Source organism: Massilia sp. NP310 (assembly GCF_019443485.1).
In the GTDB taxonomy this organism is placed as follows: Bacteria; Pseudomonadota; Gammaproteobacteria; order Burkholderiales; family Burkholderiaceae_D; genus Telluria; species Telluria timonae.
On record NZ_CP080379.1, the window covers coordinates 1,320,338 to 1,340,265 of the forward strand.

General features: G+C 69.0%; 13 protein-coding genes. 5 read left to right on the forward strand and 8 right to left on the reverse strand.

Going from position 1 to position 19,928, the window contains the following annotated elements; all coding sequences use genetic code 11:
* Positions 1-7: 7 nt before the first annotated feature.
* The 4 genes from KY496_RS05930 to KY496_RS05945 all read right to left on the reverse strand — a co-directional run bounded on the left by KY496_RS05930 (position 8) and on the right by KY496_RS05945 (position 4,831).
* Positions 8-1,402 carry an MFS transporter gene (locus KY496_RS05930; protein ID WP_219864197.1) on the reverse strand — a complete coding sequence of 465 codons (1,395 nt, stop codon included), beginning with the start codon at positions 1,400-1,402 and terminating at the stop codon, positions 8-10.
* A gap of 72 nt (positions 1,403-1,474) precedes the next feature.
* Entirely contained in the window at positions 1,475-3,061 is a 1,587-nt protein-coding gene (locus tag KY496_RS05935) for an aldehyde dehydrogenase (NADP(+)) (protein WP_219864198.1), read from the reverse strand.
* A 2-nt stretch (positions 3,062-3,063) separates the two neighbouring features.
* A complete protein-coding gene (gene kdgD / locus KY496_RS05940) occupies positions 3,064-3,975 on the reverse strand; it encodes a 5-dehydro-4-deoxyglucarate dehydratase (protein ID WP_184235942.1) in 912 nt (303 codons plus the stop codon).
* Positions 3,976-4,102: 127 nt separating this feature from the next.
* Positions 4,103-4,831, reverse strand: coding sequence for a FadR/GntR family transcriptional regulator (locus KY496_RS05945; RefSeq protein ID WP_184235939.1), 729 nt, complete (start codon positions 4,829-4,831; stop codon positions 4,103-4,105).
* Between the two features lie 181 nt (positions 4,832-5,012).
* On the opposite strand from KY496_RS05945, the gene KY496_RS05950 reads away from it, so the two are divergent.
* From KY496_RS05950 to KY496_RS05970, 5 genes are all read left to right on the forward strand, one after another.
* Positions 5,013-5,750, forward strand: a complete 738-nt coding sequence (locus KY496_RS05950) for a rhamnogalacturonan acetylesterase (protein WP_184235936.1) — start codon at positions 5,013-5,015, stop codon at positions 5,748-5,750.
* A complete protein-coding gene (locus KY496_RS05955) occupies positions 5,747-8,920 on the forward strand; it encodes a pectinesterase family protein (protein ID WP_219864199.1) in 3,174 nt (1,057 codons plus the stop codon). The genes KY496_RS05950 and KY496_RS05955 overlap by 4 nt, the downstream gene beginning before the upstream one ends.
* Positions 8,921-9,031: 111 nt before the next feature.
* Positions 9,032-9,730 carry a FadR/GntR family transcriptional regulator gene (locus tag KY496_RS05960; RefSeq protein ID WP_005670584.1) on the forward strand — a complete coding sequence of 233 codons (699 nt, stop codon included), beginning with the start codon at positions 9,032-9,034 and terminating at the stop codon, positions 9,728-9,730.
* Between the two features lie 268 nt (positions 9,731-9,998).
* A complete protein-coding gene (locus tag KY496_RS05965; protein ID WP_184235929.1) occupies positions 9,999-12,809 on the forward strand; it encodes a TonB-dependent siderophore receptor in 2,811 nt (936 codons plus the stop codon).
* A 68-nt stretch (positions 12,810-12,877) separates the two neighbouring features.
* A complete protein-coding gene (locus tag KY496_RS05970) occupies positions 12,878-14,032 on the forward strand; it encodes a polysaccharide lyase family 1 protein (protein ID WP_219864200.1) in 1,155 nt (384 codons plus the stop codon).
* On the opposite strand, the gene KY496_RS27055 is transcribed toward KY496_RS05970, so the two are convergent.
* The 4 genes from KY496_RS27055 to garD form a co-directional block, all read right to left on the reverse strand.
* Positions 14,033-16,474, reverse strand: a complete 2,442-nt coding sequence (locus KY496_RS27055; RefSeq protein ID WP_229520440.1) for a family 43 glycosylhydrolase — start codon at positions 16,472-16,474, stop codon at positions 14,033-14,035.
* A complete protein-coding gene (locus KY496_RS05985; RefSeq protein ID WP_219864201.1) occupies positions 16,471-17,223 on the reverse strand; it encodes an aldose 1-epimerase in 753 nt (250 codons plus the stop codon). Before KY496_RS05985 ends, KY496_RS27055 begins: the two co-directional genes overlap by 4 nt.
* Positions 17,224-17,349: 126 nt before the next feature.
* Positions 17,350-18,177 (reverse strand): NAD(P)-dependent oxidoreductase, encoded by an 828-nt coding sequence (locus KY496_RS05990; protein WP_219864202.1) that lies wholly within the window; start codon positions 18,175-18,177, stop codon positions 17,350-17,352.
* Between the two features lie 22 nt (positions 18,178-18,199).
* Positions 18,200-19,741, reverse strand: coding sequence for a galactarate dehydratase (gene garD, locus KY496_RS05995; protein WP_219864203.1), 1,542 nt, complete (start codon positions 19,739-19,741; stop codon positions 18,200-18,202).
* Between the last annotated feature and the right edge of the window lie 187 nt (positions 19,742-19,928).

The window sequence follows — 19,928 nt, forward strand, 5'->3', positions numbered from 1 at the left end:
GCCATCCTTACAGGTCCTTGATTTCACGGTGCTGCGGCACCAGCGCCTTCATCACGCACCAGGCCACCAGATAGGCCAGCGCGCAGATCGAGAACATGATCATGTAACCGGTCGACAGCTGGCCCAGCGCGCCATAATAGTCGAACAGCCAGCCGCCGAGCTTGGTCAGCAGCACGCCGCCCAGGCCGCCGGCCATGCCGCCGATGCCGACCACCGAGCCGACACTATGTTTCGGGAACATGTCCGACACCGTCGTGAACAGGTTGGCCGACCACGCCTGGTGGGCCGAGGCGCCGATGCCGATCAGGATCACCGGAATCCAGAAGCCCAGGTAGCCCAGCGGCTGCGCCAGCAGCACCACCAGCGGGCACAGGGCGATCAGGAGCATGGCGCGCATGCGGCCGTGATAGATGTCGGCGCCGCGGTTCAGGAAGTAGGTCGGCAGCCAGCCGCCGCCGATGCTGCCCACCATCGTCATGCTGTACAGGACCGCCAGCGGCAGGATCATGGCGGTGGCCGACATGCCGTATTGCGCCGACATGTATTTCGGCAGCCAGAACAGGAAGAACCACCACACGCCGTCGGTCAGGAATTTACCGGCGACGAAGGCCCAGGTCTGGCGGTAGCCGAGCAGCTTGAACCACGAGGTCCTGGCCACCCGGGTGTTGTCGACCGCCGCCGGGCTGACTCCGGCGTCGCTGTTGATATAGGCCAGTTCGGCCGCGCCGACGCGCGCCGAACGCTCCGGCACGTCGTACAGCCAGATCCAGGCGCCCATCCAGACGAAGCCGATGGCGCCGATCACGATGAAGGCAGCCTGCCAGCCCCAGAACTCGGCGATCACCGGCACCGTCAGCGGCGCCAGGATGGCGCCGACGTTGGCGCCCGAGTTGAAAATGCCGGTCGCGAACGAGCGCTCGCGCTTGGGGAAGTATTCGGCGGTGGCCTTGATCGCGGCCGGGAAGTTGCCGGCTTCGCCGATGGCGAGCACCGCGCGGCCGATCATGAAGCCGGCGATCGACACCGGCACCACGGCCAGCCCGATGGCGGTGAACACGGTGTTGACCGCCTCGCCGAGCCAGATCGCGTAGGCGTGGGCGACGGCGCCGAGCGACCAGACCACGATGGCCAGCACGTAGGCGCGCTTGGTGCCCATGCGGTCGATCACGCGGCCGGCGAACAGCATCGAGATGGCGTAGACGAACTGGAAGGTGGCCGCGATGTTGGCGTAGTCGGTGTTGGACCAGCCGAATTCGGCGGACAACATCGGCGCCAGCAGGCTGAGGACCTGGCGGTCCAGGTAGTTGATGGTGGTGGCGAAGAACAGCAGTGCGCAAATCGTCCAGCGATATTTGCCCACCACCGTCCGTGCCGGTGCGAGGTCGATGACTTGCTGATTCATGGTGATCAGTTCTTTACAAGTTAAAACAGCCGGTGTCTCCCCCGGCTGGTGCTGCGACAGAAACTTACGGCGTTACGCATTCCCTCCAGCTTGCAAGGCGCCGTCCAGCAGGCGCGCGAGACCCAGCGGATTCTCGTCGCGCAACGCTTCCGGCAGCAGGTTGGCGGGCACGTTCTGGTAGCACACCGGCCGCAGGAAGCGGTCGATCGCGCTGGCGCCGACCGAGGTCGTGCGGCTGTCGCTGGTGGCCGGGAACGGGCCGCCGTGGACCATCGCGTGCGACACTTCGACGCCGGTCGGGAAGCCATTGAACAGCACCCGGCCCGCCTTGCGTTCCAGGATGGTCAAGAGCGCGCCGGCCAGGCCGTGGTCGGCGGCTTGCGCGTGGACGGTGGCGGTCAGCTGGCCGTGCAGCGCCTCGGCCGCCCGCAGCAACTGATCGGCGTCCTTGAAGCGCACCAGCACCGCGGCCGGGCCGAACACTTCGTCTTCGAGCGCCGCGTTGCCCAGATAGGTGTCGGCATCGCACAGGTACAGCGCGGCGCGCGCCGCGCAGCCCGCGCCCTGTTCACTTCCTTGCGCCACCAGCTGCAATCCCTCGACCTGGCCGAACTTCGCCACGCCGCTGTTGTACGCCTCGTGGATGCCGGCGGTGAGCATGGTGCCGGCGCCCTTGCCCGCCAGCGCCTCGCCGGCCGCCTTGACGAAGGCGTCCAGGTCGGCGCCTTCGAGCGCGAACACCAGGCCCGGGTTGGTGCAGAACTGGCCGACGCCGAGCGTCAGCGAATCGACGAAGCCCTGCGCCAGGCCGGCGCCGCCGGCCTGCAGCGCGGCCGGCAGCAGGAACACCGGGTTCACGCTGCTCATTTCGGCGTAGACGGGAATCGGCTCGGCACGGCCGGCGGCGGTGCGCATCAGCGCGGTGCCGCCTTGGCGCGAACCGGTGAAGCCCACCGCCTTGATCGCGGGGTGCGCCACCAGCTGCTGGCCGACGGTGCGGCCGTCGCCATACAGCATCGAGAACACGCCTTCCGGCATGCCGGCTTCCCTGGCCGCGCGCTGGACGGCGCGGCCGACCAGTTCCGAGGTGCCCGGGTGGGCGGCATGGGCCTTGACCACGACCGGGCAGCCGGCCGCCAGGCTTGATGCGGTGTCGCCACCGGCCACCGAGAACGCCAGCGGGAAGTTGCTGGCGCCGAACACGGCGACCGGGCCGAGGCCGATCTTGGAGAGGCGCAGGTCGGGACGCGGCGGCGCACGGTCCGGCAGCGCGCTATCGATGGTCGCATCCAAGAAGTAACCGTCGCGCACCACCTTGGCGAACAGGCGCAGCTGGTTCACGGTGCGCATCCGCTCGCCTTCCAGCCGCGCCTGCGGCAGGCCGGTCTCGAGCATGGCGCGCTCGATCAGTGCCGGGCCGACGGCCAGGATCTGTTCGGCGATCGCTTCCAGGAAGCGCGCGCGCTGCTCGAGCGGCAAGGCGCGGTATGGGTCGAAGGCCTGGGCCGCCAGCGCGCAGGCGCGCTCGACGTCGTCGCCGGTCGCCTGGCCGAAGCCCGGCTCCAGGTTGGCGCGGGTGGACGGGTTGAAGCCGAAGGCCTCGCCCGCAGTGCCGCGCACGCACTGCTGGCCAATGATCATTTCACCGAGGATCGTCATGATTACAGCACCCCGTTCTTCTTCAGCAGGTCGAGCAGCATCGCGTCTTCTTCGGCGGTCAGGTCGGTCAGCGGCGGACGCACCGGGCCGGCGCCGTGGCCGACCAGGCGGGCGCCGGCCTTGATGATGCTGACGGCGTAGCCGGCCTTGCGGTTGCGGATCTCGAGGTAAGGCAGGAAGAAATTGTCGATCAGGCGGTTGGTGGTGTCGGTGTCGCCGGCGGCGGTGGCGTGATAGAAGTCCATCGCCAGTTGCGGCACGAAGTTGAACACGGCCGACGAGTAGACCGGGGTGCCCAGGGCCTTGTAGGCGCCGGCATACACTTCGGCGGTCGGCAAGCCGCCCAGGTAGCTGAAGCGGTCGCCCAGCTTGCGCCAGATCGCGACCATCAGTTCGATGTCGCCGTTGCCGTCCTTGAAGCCGATCAGGTTCGGGCAGCGGTCGGCCAGCTTGGCCAGCGAATCCGGGGTCAGGCGGCAGTTGGCGCGGTTGTAGACCACGACGCCGATCTTGACCGAGCGGCACACCGCCTCGACGTGGGCGATCAGGCCGTCCTGGCTGGCTTCGGTCAGGTAGTGCGGCAGCAGCAGCAGGCCTTTGGCGCCCTGGCGCTCGGCTTCCTGGGCGTGCGCGATGGCGGTGCGGGTCGGACCGCCGCAGCCGGCCAGGATCGGCACCACGCCGGCGCAGGTGTCGACCGCGGTCTTGATGATCTGGCCGTATTCTTCACCGTGCAGCGAGAAGTATTCGCCGGTGCCGCCGGCCGCGAACAGCGCAGTCGCGCCGAACGGCGCCAGCCATTCGAGGCGCGCGGCATAGCCTTTCGGATCGAACTCGCCCTGCGCGTCGAAGTCGGTGATCGGGAAGGACAGCAGGCCGTGCGACAGGACTTGCTTGAGTTCATTTGGTTGCATTGCTGAGGTCTCCGTGGGTCTAGGTGTTGGACGAAAAAGAGTAGCGATAAGTCATTCGCTAAAATCAAGTTGTAAGTCATCGTACAACCTAGTCGGGTCGACCGCAAGCAAAATGTGCGGCAAATGCTTAGTTGAGGGTTCCCTCCAGGCGGCGCTGGGCCTGCACCAGGCGTTCGCGGCTGTTGGACAGATGGGTGCGCATCGCCGCGCGCGCCGCTTCCGAATCGCGCCGCTCGATGGCGCGGAAGATATCGTCGTGCTCGCGGCTGACACGCTCGAGGAAGTCGGCCGGCTTGTCCTGTTCCAGCTTCGGCGTGTCCAGCCGCGCGCGCGGGATGATGGCGTTGCCCAGCTGCTCGAGGATGTCGACGAAATAGCGGTTGCCGGTCGCCTGGGCGATCAGGAGGTGGAAGCGCTTGTCGGCATCCACCGCCGACCTGCCCTCGGCCATCGCCTGCTGCATCTCGAGCAGCGCGCCGGCCAGCTCGTCGACCTGGTCCTCACTGCGCCGGCTCGCAGCCAGCCCTGCCGTCTCGGTCTCGACGCCGATGCGCAGCTCGAGGATGGACAGCACGTCGCGCAGGGTCAGGATGTGCTCGGCGTCGAGCCCGAGCCCGGCCTGCGCCCGCTCGATCACGAAGGTGCCGATGCCGTGCCGGGTCTGCACCAGGCCGGCCGCCTGCAGGTGCGAGATCGCTTCGCGCACCACGGTGCGGCTGACGCCGTGCTGCGTCATCAGCGACGATTCAGTGGGCAGCTTGTCGCCCGGCTTGAGCGTCCCCTGGCGGATGGTGCCGCTGATGTGCTCGACCACGCCCTGGGCGAGGCTGCGGTGCTTGCGTTGGGGAAGAGTCATGGTCATTCGATGGATTGGATGGGATGGCGCGATTATACGCGAAGGGTGGGTTGCCACCTATATCAGTTGTCTGACATCCTATCTGCATAGCGCCGCGCAAGACCGGCTCGTGGTACAACCACCTTGCGATATTGGTCCGACCAAACTAGAATCGGGTATCAAAAAAAAAACTGGAGACTCCATGCCGTCGATCCGCCTGCTCCCCCTGCTTACCCTCTTGCTGGCCGGCGCCGCCTGGTCGGCGCCTCCGGCGCACGACCGCGTGATCCTGATCGGCGACTCGACCATGGCCAGCAGCACCGGCTACGGCGATGCGTTGTGCGCCCGCCTCACTCCCGAGACGGCCTGCCTGAACCTGGCGCGCGGCGGGCGCAGCTCGGGCAGCTTCAGGGCCGAAGGCCGCTGGGACGAGGTGACCGGCCTGCTGCGCCAGGGGGCCGGCTACCGCCGCACCTATGTGCTGATCCAGTTCGGCCATAACGACCAGCCGGGCAAACCCGGGCGCTCGACCGACTATGCGACCGAGTTTCCTGCGAATATGACCCGCTACGTCGAGGAAGCGCGCGCACTCGGCGCGGTGCCGGTGCTGGTGACCCCGCTCACGCGCCGCAGCTTCAGGCAGGGCTATGTACAGAACGACCTCGCGCCATGGGCCGGCACGGTGCGCAGGATCGCCGCCGCCACCGGCACGCCGCTGGTCGACCTGAATGCGCTGTCGCTGGCCGCGGTCCAGGCCATGGGGCCGCGGGAAGCGGACAAGCTGGCGCGCGCCGGCGCCAATTTCGACCATACCCACGTCGGCCCGCTGGGCGCGCAGCGCTTCTCCGACATCGTCGCGCGCGAACTCCTGCGGCAAGTGCCAGACCTCGCCCCGGCGTTCGCGCCGGGCGTCCGCACCGCCGCGCGGGGCGCGCAATGAGCGGCGCGCGCGCACTTTCCCCGGCCTTTGCCTCGGCCCTCGCCCTCGCGTTCACCTCGCTGACGCCAGGCGCCGCCTCCGCCGCAGCCCCCATGCCGGGCCCGATCGCCGAGCGCCAGCACGCTCCTGCGGACGGCTGGGCCGCCCAGCAAGGCGGCACCCGCGGCGGCGCCCTCGCCAGTCCGGCCCACGTATATACGGTGGCCGACCGCGCCCAGCTGCTGGCCGCGCTGGAGACATCGGCGCCGGCGCGCATCGTGCGCGTCGCGGCCACCATCGACATGAGCGAGGGCCGCCCTTTCCGCGACCACGACGACCAGGCCCGGCGCGGCGCCGTGCGCATTCCATCGAACACCACCCTGGTCGGCGTGACGCCGGGCGCCGGCTTCGTCAACGCCAGCCTGATCGTCGCCGGCGTCGAACAGGTGATCGTGCGCCACCTGGCGATCCGCAATCCCTGCGACGTGGCGCCGCAATGGGATCCGCAAGACGGCGCCAAGGGCAACTGGAACTCCGAATCCGACGGCATCACGGTGCGCGACGCGCGTCACGTCTGGATCGACCATAACAGCTTCACCGACGCGCCCGACACCGACGACCGCGCCCCGGTCGAGAACGGCAAGCGCAAGCAATGCCATGATGGCGCGCTCGACATCACCCAGGGATCGGACCTGGTCAGCGTCACCTACAACCATTTCGCCCAGCACGAGAAGAACATGCTGATCGGCGCCGGCGACCGCTTCACCGGCGACCGGGGGCGGCTGCGCATCACGCTCAAGGGCAATCTGTTCGAGCACGTCGCCGAACGCGCCCCGCGGGTGCGCTATGGGCAAGTCCACCTGCTGAACAATTACTATGTGGGCGAGCGCGGTCGCGCGGTCTATGGCCACGGCTACAGCATCGGCGTGGCGCATGCCTCGCGCCTGATCTCCGACGCCAATGCCTTCGACGTGGCCGGCGCGAGCGCCTGCAGCCAGCTGGTGCGCGACCCGGCGCACAGCCCCGGCGTCTTCGTCGACACCGGCTCCCTGCTCAATGGCCAGCCGCTGGATGGCTGCCCTCACGGCGGCGAAGCCGGTTGGCGCGTCCCGTATTCGTACACGGCGCTGCCGGCGTTGCAGGTGCCCGCCCACGTGCGCGCCAATGCCGGCCCGCGGCCAGGCGCCAGCGACGCCGCCGGCGCCCTCGTGGAGGCGCGCATCGCGCCGTCGACCGGCGCGCCATTCGTGCTGCGCGCCCGACGCGCCGCCAACGGCGACTGGCAAGGCGCCAGCCTGCAATTGCTCGACGGCGGCAAGACGCTGCAGGTCGAGCTGCTCGCCGCACGCGGCGGCCAGGTGCAGCGCCTGAAGCAGATACGGCGCCGCACCGTGCCGAGCGGCATGCCGCTGGTGCTGGGCTTTGCCGCCGACGCCGGCCAACTGGCGGCGCTGGTCGATGGCGAGCGCGTGACCACCGCGCTGGCCGAGCCGTTGGCGGCCACCCGGCCGCTCGACTGGGAGGCAGGCGCGCACCGGCTGCTCGACCTGCGCGGCGGCCCCTTCGACGCGGCGCCGGCGCGCCTCTACGCCCAGGTCGCCGAAGGGCGCATCCTGCTACAGGCCGGCGACCCGGCCGCCGACGTCCCGATTGGCGGGGCCGCTGGCTTCGAGGCGGTCAGCGCCGATCCGCACATCGCCAGCGTCGCCATCGCGCACGGCGCCGTGCGCGTGACGCCGCTGACGGCCGGCCGCACCGCGGTCACCGTGCGCAGCGCCGGCGATCCATGGGCCCAGGCCAGTTTCGCCGTCGTGGTCGGCGAACGCTTCATCGCGCCGCGCGGCGCCACGAGCGTCGCTACCCATCCGCGGACCGGTGAGCGTGGCGTGCCGCCCGACACGCCGCTGCGCCTGGCCGTGGCGCCTGGCGCCGAACTGACCGGAGAAGGCAGCATCCGGGTGCTGCGCAAGCGCGACGGCCTGCTGGTTGCCGTGGTGCGCCCGGGCGAGACGGTCGCCGCCATCGGCCCCGCGCCGCGCCGGCGCCTGGTGCGCCAGCATGATCTGCGCATCGTCGACGGTGAACTGCGCGCGCGCCTGCCGCAGGCGCTCGAATACGACACCGAGTACGAGGCGCTGGCCGAGGCGCGCCTGGTGCGCGGCGCGGCGTTCCACGGCGCACGCTGGCGCTTTCGCACCACGCCGCACCGCCCGGTCGGCGACAGCGTGACGGTGGCCACCGAGGGACGGTCGCATTTCCGCACCGTGCAGGGCGCGCTCGACTACGCGATGTCGCTGCCGCGCGCGCAAGCGCTCACGGTCAATGTGGCCGACGGCGTCTATCCCGAGCTGCTGTACCTGCGCGACAAGGACAATCTCACCCTGCGCGGCGCCAGCCGCGAGGCGACCGTCATCCGCGCCGCCAACAGCGACACCCTCAATCCCGGCTCCGGCGCCGGGCAGGAAGCCGGCACGCCCGGGCTGCTGGGCGGGCGCGCGCTGTTCCTGGCCCAGGACAGCGACCTGCTCGACCTGCGCGACATCGCCCTGCACAACAGCACCCTGCGCACCGACGGCCACTCGCCGCAGGCCGAGACGCTGTTCTTCAGCAGCCGCGACGGCCGCCTGATGGTGCGCAACGCCCACTTCCTGAGCGAGCAGGATACGCTGCAGCTGACCGGTTATGCCTGGTTCCACAAGTCGCTGGTGGAAGGCAACGTCGACTTCATCTGGGGGAACAACCGCGCCACGCTGTTCGAGGACAGCGAAATCCGCAGCATCGGCGACAGCGCCCGCCCGGACAGCGGCGGCTACATCGTGCAGGCGCGCACCGTCGGCGCCGCCGAACCGGGCTTCGTCTTCCTGCGCTCGCGCCTCACCCGCGGCGCCGGGCCGGCCGGCAACCTGCCGGCGGACGGCAGCGCCTACCTGGCGCGCTCGCCCGGCACCGCCAACACCTGGGACAACGTCGCCTTCATCGATTGCAGCGTCGGCCCGCACATCGCCGCCGACGGCTGGCTGCGGCGGCCGGCGCCGAATCCAGCCGAAGGCGGATGGCGCGAATACGGCAACCGGGGGCCGGACGGCCAAGCGCGCAGCTATGGCGGCTTCATGCTCGAGCGCGAACAGGCCGCGCGCCTCTCGACCCGGGCCGCCGTGTTCGCGGGGCGCGGCTGGAACCCGCAGCCCTAGGCGGCCGGCGCGCGCCACAATATCTGCCCGTCCACTTGCAACATTAACCATACCAAACTAAGATTCGCTAGTTTTGGCGCCCGCTGCCAATAATCCAGGACGAACCGATCGATGAAGAAGACCCCAGCGCTGAATGAACCTAGCACCACCGAGCCGCGGCTGTATCGGGTCGTTTCGGCCAGGATCGAGGAGCTGATCCGCGCCGAGAACATCCGCGCCGGCGAACGCCTGCCGGCCGAGCGCGAGCTGGCGGCCAAGCTCGGGGTCAGCCGCACCTCGCTGCGCGAGGCCCTGATCGCGCTCGAATTGAGCGGCAAGGTCGAAGTGCGCGGCGGCTCGGGAGTGTACGTCAGCGAAGACGTCGCGCCGAAGGCCGACGTGCCGACCGCCGGCCCCGGCCCGTTCGAGGTGCTGGCCGCGCGTCGCCTGATCGAGGTCGAGGTCGCGGCGCTGGCCGCGAAGCACGCCAGCGATTCGGCGATCGACGCCATCCTGGTGGCGGTCGAAGAGATGGAGCAGCACCACGAAGACCGCAGCGGCAACGAATCGGCCGACCGCAACTTCCACCTGGCGATCGCGCGCGCCACCGGCAACAGCGCGATGGTCGGCGTGATCGAATACCTGTGGAGCCAGCGCGGCTCGCTGTGGCACAAGCTGAAGGAACACTTCCAGACCGAGGAACTGCGCCAGCAGACGCTGATCGACCACCGCAACATCTTTGCCGCGATCGCTGCCCACGACGTCGCCGGCGCGCGCCAGGCCATGCGCGCCCACCTCGACCGCGTCACCCGTACCTTCTCGCGCGGCTGACCCGCCCTTCCCCACCCTTACCTGCGCCGCCCTTTCCTGCGCGGCCACTTCCTGCCCCGCGCGCTCCGCGCGGGCCTGCGCTCGCCCATCTCACCCACAAAGGTTAGACCGGATTAAATTTCGGCACGTCCAGATTGCCAAAGTGGTCTGACCAAAGTAGAATTGTTTCCATACCAATCATCGACGACCCGGCGGAACCGGGGCACACATGCGGGCGAGCCGGGGGCACATCCGGACGCATTCGACGACTACAGGCAGGAGACACGCAGTGAACAACCTTCGCACGACCAATCAACCCCGCTTCATCCTTTCAGCCGTCGCGCTCGCCGCGATGACCCTGGCCAACCTCGCCACGGCGCAGGAAGCGCCGATGCAGCGCATCGAGGTGACCGGCTCCTCGATCAAGCGCCTGGCGACCGAGAACGCGCTGCCGCTGACCACCTACAAGGCCGAGGAACTGGTCAACCAGGGCTTGACCACGATGTCCGAAGTCGCGGTGGCCCTGACCGTGGCCGCGACCAACGAACCGGTGGGCGGCGGAGGCGGCGGCACCATGATCAATATGCGCGGCCTGAACACCAACCGCACGCTGGTGCTGCTCAACGGCCGGCGCCTGGCCAACGAGGCGCTGGGCGCGAGCTCGGTCAACGTCGACGTGATCCCGATGGCCGCCATCGAACGGGTCGAAGTGCTGCGCGACGGCGCCTCGGCCCTGTACGGCACCGACGCCATCGCCGGCGTGGTCAACTTCATCACCAAACGCTCGGTCCAGGACGTGACCCTGCATGCCAGCACCGTGCAGCCGCAGGAATCCGGCGGCGGCGACCAGAAGCGCGTGACCATCGTGGCCGGCAAGGGCGACATCGCCAGGGATGGCTGGAACGTCTATACCGCATTCAGCGCCCAGCGCCGCGACTCGCTGCTGCAGCGTGACCGGCCGCAGATCTGGGACGCCGCGAAGCTCGCTTCGCTGGGCGGCACGCCGTTCAATTCGAACACCTCGGGCGGCTCCGCCTCGCCGGCCAACTTCACCATCTATCGCAACGGGCGCTCGGCCAACATCACGGGCAACCCCTATTTCGCGAACGGCTGCGTGGCGCCGGGCCTGGCCCAGACCACGGTGCCGTCGACCCGCACCAATGCCAACGGCGGCAACACCTGCATCACCGATCCGAGCATCTACCCGGAGCTGCTGCCGGAGAACCAGCAGGTCACCCTGTTCACCAAGGCCAGCCTGGCGCACGGCGAAGGCAAGATGCTCACCGTCGAGCTGAACCTGGCGCGCTCGTACATCGATGCCGTCAGCGGTCCCCAGCCCTTCGGCAACAATACCGACTATGACCGCCTGACGGCCTCGCGCCGCCCGCTGATGATGACGTCCGCCAGCAAATGGTATCCGGGCGGCAGCGGCGGCGTGCCGGCGGTGGCCGGCCTGAACGGCGAAGACCTGGCGCTGACCTGGAGCCTGGACGAACTCGGCCCGGTCAAGCTGCACGACGTGCAGACCAACCACCGCCTGGTGATCGCCGACGAGGGCCAGGTCGCGTCCTGGGATTACCGCGTGGGCGCCTCCTACGGCTACAGCCATCGCGACAGCGGCTTCAAGGAAAACTTCGTGCGCACGCCGGCCGTGTATGCGGGCGTCGCCAACGGCATCCTGAACCCCTTTGGCGCGCAGGACGAGGCCGGCCGCGCCTACCTCGAGAGCATCTCGGCCGACGGTGAAGTCTTCCGCAAGGCCGACGTGCGCTACTACGGCGTCGACTTCAACCTGAGCCGCACCCTGATGGACCTGCCGGGCGGCGCCCTGGGACTGGCGGTCGGCGGCGACTGGCACCGCGAGACCTACGAAGAGAACGTGCCGATGATCGGCGACGAGGTGGTATGGCGCGTCAATGGCACGCCGGGCAACAACCCGAGCGGCGCGCGCCGCGTCTCAGGCCTGTACGCCGAACTCGATGCGCCGGTCACGAAAGCGCTCAACCTGAACTTCGCGGTGCGCGGCGACCATTTCAGCGACTTCGGCTCGACCTTCAATCCGAAGGCCAGCTTCCGTTACCAGCCGATGAAGGAACTGATGGTGCGCGGCACCGTCAGCACGGGCTTCCGCGCCCCGACCCTGCCCGAATTGTACGGCGTGCCGCGCAGCCTGCAGCCGTCGACTTCGAGCTGGGACGACCCGCTGCTGTGCCCTGGCCCGACCCCGAACGTGGCCGGCTCCGGCTCTCTTACCACCGATCCGCGCTTCGCCGGCCTGGGCCTGGACGCGGAACGTGTCTGCAACACGCGCCTGACGACGCTGGTCGGCGCCAATCCGGACCTGGAGCCGGAGAAGTCGAAGACCTACACGGTCGGCTTCGTGATCGAACCGGTCAAGAACTTCGTGGCGACCGTCGATTTCTGGAAGATCGACATGAAGCGCACGATCGCCCAGATCAACGAGGACTCGATCTTCGACAACCTGGACCGCTACGGCGACCTGTTCGTGCGTAATCCCGACGGCACGCTGGCGTACATCACGAAGACCCGCCTGAACATGGGCGGCCTGAAGACCCAGGGCGTCGACATCGGCCTGAACTACCTGGTGCCGACCGCGAACTGGGGCCGCTTCGGCTTCTCGATGGACGGCACCTACACCGACCGCTACGAGGGCCAGAACGACGAAGGCAGCCCATGGGTCGACAGCGTCGGCCGCATCGGCGCCCTGTCCACCGGCTCGACCTCGGCCAACACGTATATCTTCAAGTGGAAGCACCAGGCGCGCGTGAACTGGAGCTACGGCCCGTTCTTCGCCCAGTTGACGCAGCAGTACACGTCGAGCTACGAAGACACCAACGCCCTGCCGACCCAGCAACCGGGCCAGCCGTTCTACAACGTGATCGAGCCCTATCGCGTGTACAACCTGTCGACCACCTACAAGGTGTCGAAGAACTTCAAGCTCGGCGCCGGCGTGAACAACCTGTTCGACACCGATCCGCCGCTGTCGAACCAGCGCCTGTCCTCGCGCGTCGTGTTCGCGCAGAACATCGCCAAGCCGATCGGCCGCGCCTTCACGCTGCGCGCCGACTACACGTTCTAAGCCCGTCGTTCTCGCCTGCGCGAAAAGTCGTTACCTCCGGTGGGGGTAACGACGTATCCTGGAGCGCCATGAAGCACCTGTCCAAGTTCCTGATCCTGTGGCTCGCCGCAAGCAGTGCCGGCTGCGCCAGCGACGCGCCGCGCGCCGCTTCTTTCGCCCCCATGTCGCGCCAGGCGGCGCCGCCCGACGGCTGGGCGGCCCAGGCCGGCGGCACCCGCGGCGGCGCCGACGCACCGACCGCCAACGTCTTCACCGTCACCGACGCCGCCCAGCTGCGCCGGGCGCTCGGCAAGTCGGTAGAAGGCAGCCGCATCGTGCAGGTCGACGGCGTGATCGACATGAGCGAAGGCCGGCCCTTTGCCGACCGTGCGGACCAGTCCAGGCGTGGGCGGGTCGCGCTGCCGGGCGACACCACCCTGGTCGGGCTCGGGCCACGATCCGGCTTCGTCAACGCCCACCTGACGGTGACCAGGGTGTCGCAGGTCATCATTCGCAACCTGAACCTGCGCAATCCCTGCGACGTCGCGCCGCGCTGGGACCCCAAGGACGGCGACGGTAACTGGAATGTCGAGTTCGACGCCATCGCCATCGTCGCCTCCACCCACGTCTGGGTCGACCGCAACAGCTTCACCGACGCCCCGTTGACCGACGACACGCTGCCGGTCGTGGACGGCAAGACCCGGCAGTGCCACGATGGCGCGCTGGACATCCGCGACGCCAGCGACTACGTCACGGTCTCGTACAACCACTTCGCCCTGCATGCCAAGAACACGCTGATCGGCGCCAGCGACCGGGCCGAAGGCGATGCCGGCCATCTGCGCATCACCGTCAGCAACAACCTGTTCGAATTCATTGCCAGCCGCGCGCCGCGGGTGTGCTTCGGCCAGGTCCATTTGTTCAACAACTACCACGTCGGCGACCGCAAGCATGCGGCCTACCGCCACGACTACAGCGTCGGGGTGGCCCGCCAGGCGCGCATCGTTTCCCACGCCAACGTCTTCGAGGTGACCAATGCGCGCGGCTGCACCGACGCCGTGAAGCCGTTCGCACAGGGGCCGGACGCGGGGAGCTTCAGCGACACAGGCTCGCTGCTGAACGGCGCGCCGCTGGCCGGCTGCGGCGTGGATGCCGCGCCAGCGTTCGAGGTGCCCTATGCGTTCGCGCCGCTGCCGGCGGCCGCCGTCCCGGCGCATGTGCGCGGGCACGCGGGCGCCGGCAAGTGATCAGGGATTGATACGGAGGTAATCCAGGTCCGCGTAGGCGCCCGGCGTTCCGGTCGCGAACACGCCGACCTGGGCGCCGACCCAGCGGCCCATGGTGGCGTCGAAGGGCTCGCCCAGGGACGTGTACTGGAGGCCGTCCGTGCTGTACGAGAACGACACCCGCGCCCCCTGCGTCACGTGCATGCGCAGCGTGACCGCGTAAGCAGGCAATACGGGGCCGACCGTCTCGGCGCAGGCGCCGTCCTGGCCGCAGCGCACACCGACCATGCGCGGCCGGCCGCCGACGCGGCGCACGCCGAACCAGTCGCTGGCCAGGCCCATCACGCCGAGCCCCACCTGGTCGCCATCCTGCCGCGCGCGCAACTCCACCTTCGCCGTGACGCCGAACGCCGGACCCGGGAATTTCTGGGTCAGCACCGACGCCAGCTGGCGCACCGGCGCCGCCGCTTGCGCGTGCAGGCGCAGGAAGCCGGGGCGCGCGTCCAGCGCATGCCAGCCGGCTTGCGGGTTGGCCGTCCATTGCCATTGCGGGCCGAGGGCCGGGCCGTCGAATTCGTCGCCGACCGCCGGCTCGCGCCGGGCGAAGACTCCCGGCACCGGCTTGGCGTGCTCGCGCAGCGGCTGTCCCACGCCCGGCTTGGCGGACGGCTCGCCGATCAGGGGCCAGCCGTCCATCCAGCGCAGCGGCTGCAGGTGAACCACGCGGCCATAGGCGCGCCGGTCCTGGAAGTGGAAGAACCAGTCGACTCCCTGCGGCGTCGTGACCCAGGCGCCCTGGTGCGGGCCGTTGATATCGGTGGCGCCCTGCTCCATCACGATCCGGTCTTCGTACGGGCCTTCGATGCGGCGCGCACGAAACACCGACTGCCAGCCATGCTCGACGCCGCCCGCCGGCGCGAACACGTAGTACCAGCCGTCGCGCTTGTACAGCTTGGGACCCTCGAGGGTCCGGTAGCCCGGCAGGCGGTTGCCGTCGATGATCACCCGGCCCGCGCCGTCGAGCAGGCTGCGGCCGTCCGGCGCCATGCGGCGCAGGGTCAGCACGTTGTTGAAGCCGGCCCGGCTCCTGGCCCAGGCGTGGATCAGCCATGCGCGGCCATCGTCGTCCCACAGCGGCGCCGGGTCGATGATGCCCTTGCCGGGCAGTAGCAGGTGCGGCGTGCTCCAGGGTCCGGCGAAGTCGGTCGCGGTGCTGACGTAGACGCCATGGTCCGGATCGGGATGGAAGATCCAGAATTTCCCGTCGTGGTGGCGCAGGCTCGGCGCCCACACTCCCGTGCCGTGCTGCGGCGTCGCGAAAGTCGCCTGCGGCGCCAGTTGCGGCAGCGCATGCCCGACCAGCTCCCAGTTGACCATGTCGCTGGAGGTCAGCAGCGGCAGGCCGGGGGCGTTGGCGAAGCTGGACGAGACCATGTAATAGCGTTCCCCGACCCGGATCGCGTCCGGATCGGAATAATCGGCATGCAGGATCGGGTTGCGGTAGCGGCCGTCGCCCAGGTCGGCCGACCACGGCGCACGCGCCGGCATGGGGCCCAGCTGCTGGCCCAGGAAACGGTCCATCGCGTCGACCGTCGGCGCCAGCCAGGGATCGAACAGCCAGAACGAATGCGGCGCGCCGGCCAGCGCCACGGTGTCGGTCGCGATGCCGTGCGCGGCCAGCCTGGCCGCCAGCGCCTCGCGCCCGCTGGAAAAGCGCGGCACGCTGCTGACGATGAACTGCACCGGCGGGCTGTCCTTGCCGGCGTGGGTCAACGGCGAGGCGGCGCGCCACAGCGCGGCTTTCTCGGCGTAACGGCCGCCGAACCAGGCGCCGGCTGCCGACGGTTTCTTGGCCGGATCGTCCTCATGGCGCAGCGCCTCGGGCGAGGTGAAATCGGACAGGCCATCGATATTGACCACGGCGCCCACGTGTTGCGGACGCGTCATGCCGACCAGGGCGGCGATCTGGCCGCCGGCCGAACCGCCCGCCAGCGCGATCCGGTCCGCGTCGACGCCGAACTCGCCCGCGCGCGTGCGCAGCCAGTCCAGCGCCGCCTTGACGTCGTCGATCGCGGCCGGATACCGGGCCTGGCCCGACAGGCGGTAGCTGACGGTGGCGGCGGCATAGCCGCGCGCCGCCAGGCGCGCCGCGAGCGGCGCCATATTCGTGCGCTCGCCGCCGCCCCAGCCGCCGCCGTGCACCAGCAGCACCAGCGGCGCGGGCTTTGCATCGGGTGCCGGCAGGTAGAGGTCGAGCGCCAGCGCCAGGTCGGCGCGGCGCGCATAGACCAGGTCCTTGCGGACCCGCACCGGCGCCGGCGCCTCGGCGCTGGCGATGCGGATCTGCGGGTAGTCGCGCACCAGCTTGCGGTAGGTGGTTTCGGCGTTATAGGGAGACTGCGCGCTGGCCGGCGTCAGCACCGCGGCCAGCGCCAGTGCGGCGGCAAGATGAGTGAGTTTCATAGGCACGCGCCGCGGAAGGTGAAGCGCCGGCGCAGCGTCGCACCAGGCGCGAGCACGGTCAGGCCGGGCTGGCCCGGCAGGTTGTGTGCGTTGACCGGGTGATCCACCGGCTCGAAGCAGAAGAAATCGCGTCCCGCCGGAATATAGAGGATGAAGTAGTCCATGTCGGCCTCGATCTCGAGCGCCACGCCGCGCGCCGGCCAGGCGATGCGCGCCCGTCCCGGCCAGCCGTCGAACACGTGATCGACACCGTCTTGCGGCAGCGCGGCAGGCGTGTCGAAACGCCAGTGATCGGGTATGTCGCCTCGGGTCAGCGGCAGTTTATCCGGACCGCTCGACCACACTCCGTCAGCGCAAGCTTCGAGCTGCGCGCCTTGCGGGTCTGGCATCCAGGGATGCAGGCCGATCCCGAACGGCAGTGCCAGCGCGCCGATGTTGCGCAGCGCGAGATCGACCACCAGCGCTGCGTCGTCGAGCGTGTAGTGCAACTCGGCTTCATAGGAAAATGGCGAAGCATCGGGACGCGCAAGGGTCAGCGTCAAGACCGACTCCGTGTGATGCGCCACCTGCCAGGCCTGCTGCCAGCCGTCGCCGTGGATCGGACACGGCTCGCCGGCCCGGTTCGGCGCCGGCACGTATTGTCGGCTTTCGAAGGCGAAGCCCGACGACGCCATGCGATTGGACCATGGCAGCAGCGGGAAACACGCCAGCTGCGAGGGCGTCGGGACGCCGCTTGCGTCGGATGGCAAGGCGCGCAGCAGCGCGCTTGCCTCGCCACCGGCAATCCAGTCCAGCCGCGCCAGTCCGCCCCCACCTGGGGCGCGACTTCGGCCACCAGGCTGGCATTGCGCAAGACCAGGCGCTCGATCATCGGCTCAATACTGCGGACCGTCGAGCAGGAACTTGCCGCCCTGGTACATCGTGGTCACGTCGTCCTTGGCCGGGAACTCTGACGAATCCGGGAACAGGTGGGCGAACTTCGCCGAGCTGTCCTTCGGCTTGTAGCCCAGGTGCGAGGCCAGGCGGTTGTCCCACCAGGTGCTGTCGTTGTCGGACACGCCATACACGATGGTGTGGCCGACGCGCGGGGCGAACAGCGAGCAGCGCAGCAATTCGGTCAGGTCGTCGTACGACAGATAGGTGCTCATCATGCGCTTGTTGGCCGGCTCCGGGAAGCTCGAGCCGATGCGCACGCAGACGGTCTCGATGCCGAAGCGGTCGTAGTAATAGCGGGCGATCTGCTCGCCGAAGACCTTGGACAGGCCATAGTAGCTGTCGGGACGGGTCGGCGAATCGGCGTCGAGCACCGTGGTCACCGGGTGGTAGCCGATCGCGTGGTTCGAGCTGGCGAACACCACGCGCCGGGTGCCGGCCTTGTGCAGCGCTTCGTACAGGTTGGCCACGCCGAGGATATTCGCCTGCATGATGGGTTCGAACGGCTTCTCGGTCGAGATGCCGCCGAAGTGCAGCACCGCATCCACGCCGTCGAGCAAGGCCAGCACGGCCTCCTTGTCCGCGAGGTCGCACTGGACCACCTCTTCGCCGGGGCCGGCCGGGGCCATCTCGGCCACGTCGGACAGGCGCACCACCTCGGCCCAGGGCTTGATGCGCTCGCGCAGCACCTTGCCCAGGCCGCCGGCGGCGCCGGTCAGCAGGATGCGTTTGAAAGGCTTGCCGGTCTTGTTTTGTACTGCAGCGGTCATTCGGGTCTCCAATAATAGGTGTTCAGGTCACGGGCGCCGGATTGAACAGCGCAAGCGCATTATGCAGCTTCCAGTGCTCGGCCCAGGTTTTACGGCCGCTGGCCACGTCCAGGATCAGGCGGAACAGCTCCCAGCCGACGTCCTCGATGGTGGCGTCGCCGCTGGCGATGCTGCCGGCGTCGAGGTCCATCAGGTCGTGCCAGCGGCGCGCCAGCTCGGTGCGGGTGGCCACCTTGATGACCGGAACCGCGGCCAGGCCGTAGGGCGTGCCGCGCCCGGTGGTGAAGATGTGGACATTCATCCCGGCGGCCATCTGCAGCGTGCCGCAAATGAAGTCGCTGGCGGGCGTCGCGGCGTAGATCAGGCCCTTCTGCTGCAGCCGGTCGCCCGGCGACAGCACGCCGGTGATGGCGGTGCTGCCCGACTTGACGATCGAGCCCATGGCCTTTTCCACGATATTCGACAGGCCGCCCTTCTTGTTGCCGGGGGTGGTGTTGGCGCTGCGGTCGACGCCGCCGCGCACCAGGTAATCGTCGTACCACTGCATCTCGCGCACCATCGCCTGCGCCACCTCGGGGCTCGACGCGCGCGCCGTCAATTGGTCGATGCCGTCGCGCACCTCGGTCACTTCGGAAAACATCACGGCGCCCCCGGCGCGCACGATCAGGTCGGTGGCGAAGCCCACCGCCGGGTTGGCCGTCACGCCCGAAAAGGCGTCGCTGCCGCCGCACTGCACGCCGACCACCAGGTCGGACGCCGGGCAAGTTTCGCGGCGGCGCGCGTTGAGCTCCTGCAGGTGCTGCTCGGCGGTGCGCATCAGCGAATCGATCATCGACATGAAGCCGACGTGCTGCTGGTCCTGCAGGGTCACCACCGACGGCGCGGCGTTGCCGATCGGGATCGCGCCGGCCGGGAACAGGCGCGCCGGCGGCAGCTTCTCGCAGCCCAGGCTCACGACCATCACGCTGTCGCCGAAGTTCGGGTTCCTGGACAGGTTGCGGATGGTGCGGATCGGGATGTCGGCGCCGGGGGCGTCGATCGCCACGCCGCAGCCATACACGTGCTCGAGCGCCACCACGTCCTCGACGTTCGGGTAGCGCGGCAGCAGTTCTTCGCGGATGCGCTTGACGGCGTAGTCGATCACGCCCGAGACGCACTGCACGGTGCTGGTGATCGCCATGATGTTGCGGGTACCGACCGAGCCATCCTTGTTGCGGTAGCCCTCGAACGTATAGCCTTCCAGGCGCGGCCCGGCATCGACGGCGTGGGTGCCGATCGGCAGGTCGTCGAGCGAACGCGCGGCCGGCATGCGCAGCACGCGTTCCGAGACCCAGCTGCCGCGCGGGATCGCGCCGTCGGCGTAGCCGATGGTCACGCCGTAGCGGATCACGGCGTCGCCATCCTGCAGGTCCGCCAGCGCCACCTTGTGGCCTTGCGGGACGCCTTCGAGCAGCACCAGGCCGTCCGGGAATGCGGTGCCGGCGGGCAGGCCGCCGTCGTTAACGACGATCGCGACGTTGTCGCTGGCCTGCATGCGGATGGTGCGCGGAACTTGGTGGTTCATGTCTCTTTGCCTGTCTTTTGGCTGATTGGGGAGGGTCATTTTTAGTATGCCATAAATAAATCGAATGCGGCTAGTCCACCTTGCGATTTTGGCCGGACCAAATTAGAATGGCCTGACCAAAACGCAAGATAAGCAGTGTCAAGACGATCACGCAGTCCTGGACCTGCACCATGCAAGCCAGCAATAC

Bases quoted from the DNA above. Each gene is read 5' to 3' on its own strand.
- KY496_RS05930 (WP_219864197.1), bottom strand. From the start codon at position 1,402: ATGAATCAGCAAGTCATCGACCTCGCACCGGCACGGACGGTGGTGGGC.
- KY496_RS05955 (WP_219864199.1), top strand. From the start codon at position 5,747: ATGAGCGGCGCGCGCGCACTTTCCCCGGCCTTTGCCTCGGCCCTCGCC.
- KY496_RS05945 (WP_184235939.1), bottom strand. From the start codon at position 4,831: ATGACTCTTCCCCAACGCAAGCACCGCAGCCTCGCCCAGGGCGTGGTC.
- KY496_RS05950 (WP_184235936.1), top strand. From the start codon at position 5,013: ATGCCGTCGATCCGCCTGCTCCCCCTGCTTACCCTCTTGCTGGCCGGC.
- KY496_RS05960 (WP_005670584.1), top strand. From the start codon at position 9,032: ATGAAGAAGACCCCAGCGCTGAATGAACCTAGCACCACCGAGCCGCGG.
- KY496_RS05935 (WP_219864198.1), bottom strand. From the start codon at position 3,061: ATGACGATCCTCGGTGAAATGATCATTGGCCAGCAGTGCGTGCGCGGC.
- KY496_RS05990 (WP_219864202.1), bottom strand. From the start codon at position 18,177: ATGACCGCTGCAGTACAAAACAAGACCGGCAAGCCTTTCAAACGCATC.
- kdgD (WP_184235942.1), bottom strand. From the start codon at position 3,975: ATGCAACCAAATGAACTCAAGCAAGTCCTGTCGCACGGCCTGCTGTCC.
- KY496_RS27055 (WP_229520440.1), bottom strand. From the start codon at position 16,474: ATGAAACTCACTCATCTTGCCGCCGCACTGGCGCTGGCCGCGGTGCTG.
- KY496_RS05970 (WP_219864200.1), top strand. From the start codon at position 12,878: ATGAAGCACCTGTCCAAGTTCCTGATCCTGTGGCTCGCCGCAAGCAGT.
- garD (WP_219864203.1), bottom strand. From the start codon at position 19,741: ATGAACCACCAAGTTCCGCGCACCATCCGCATGCAGGCCAGCGACAAC.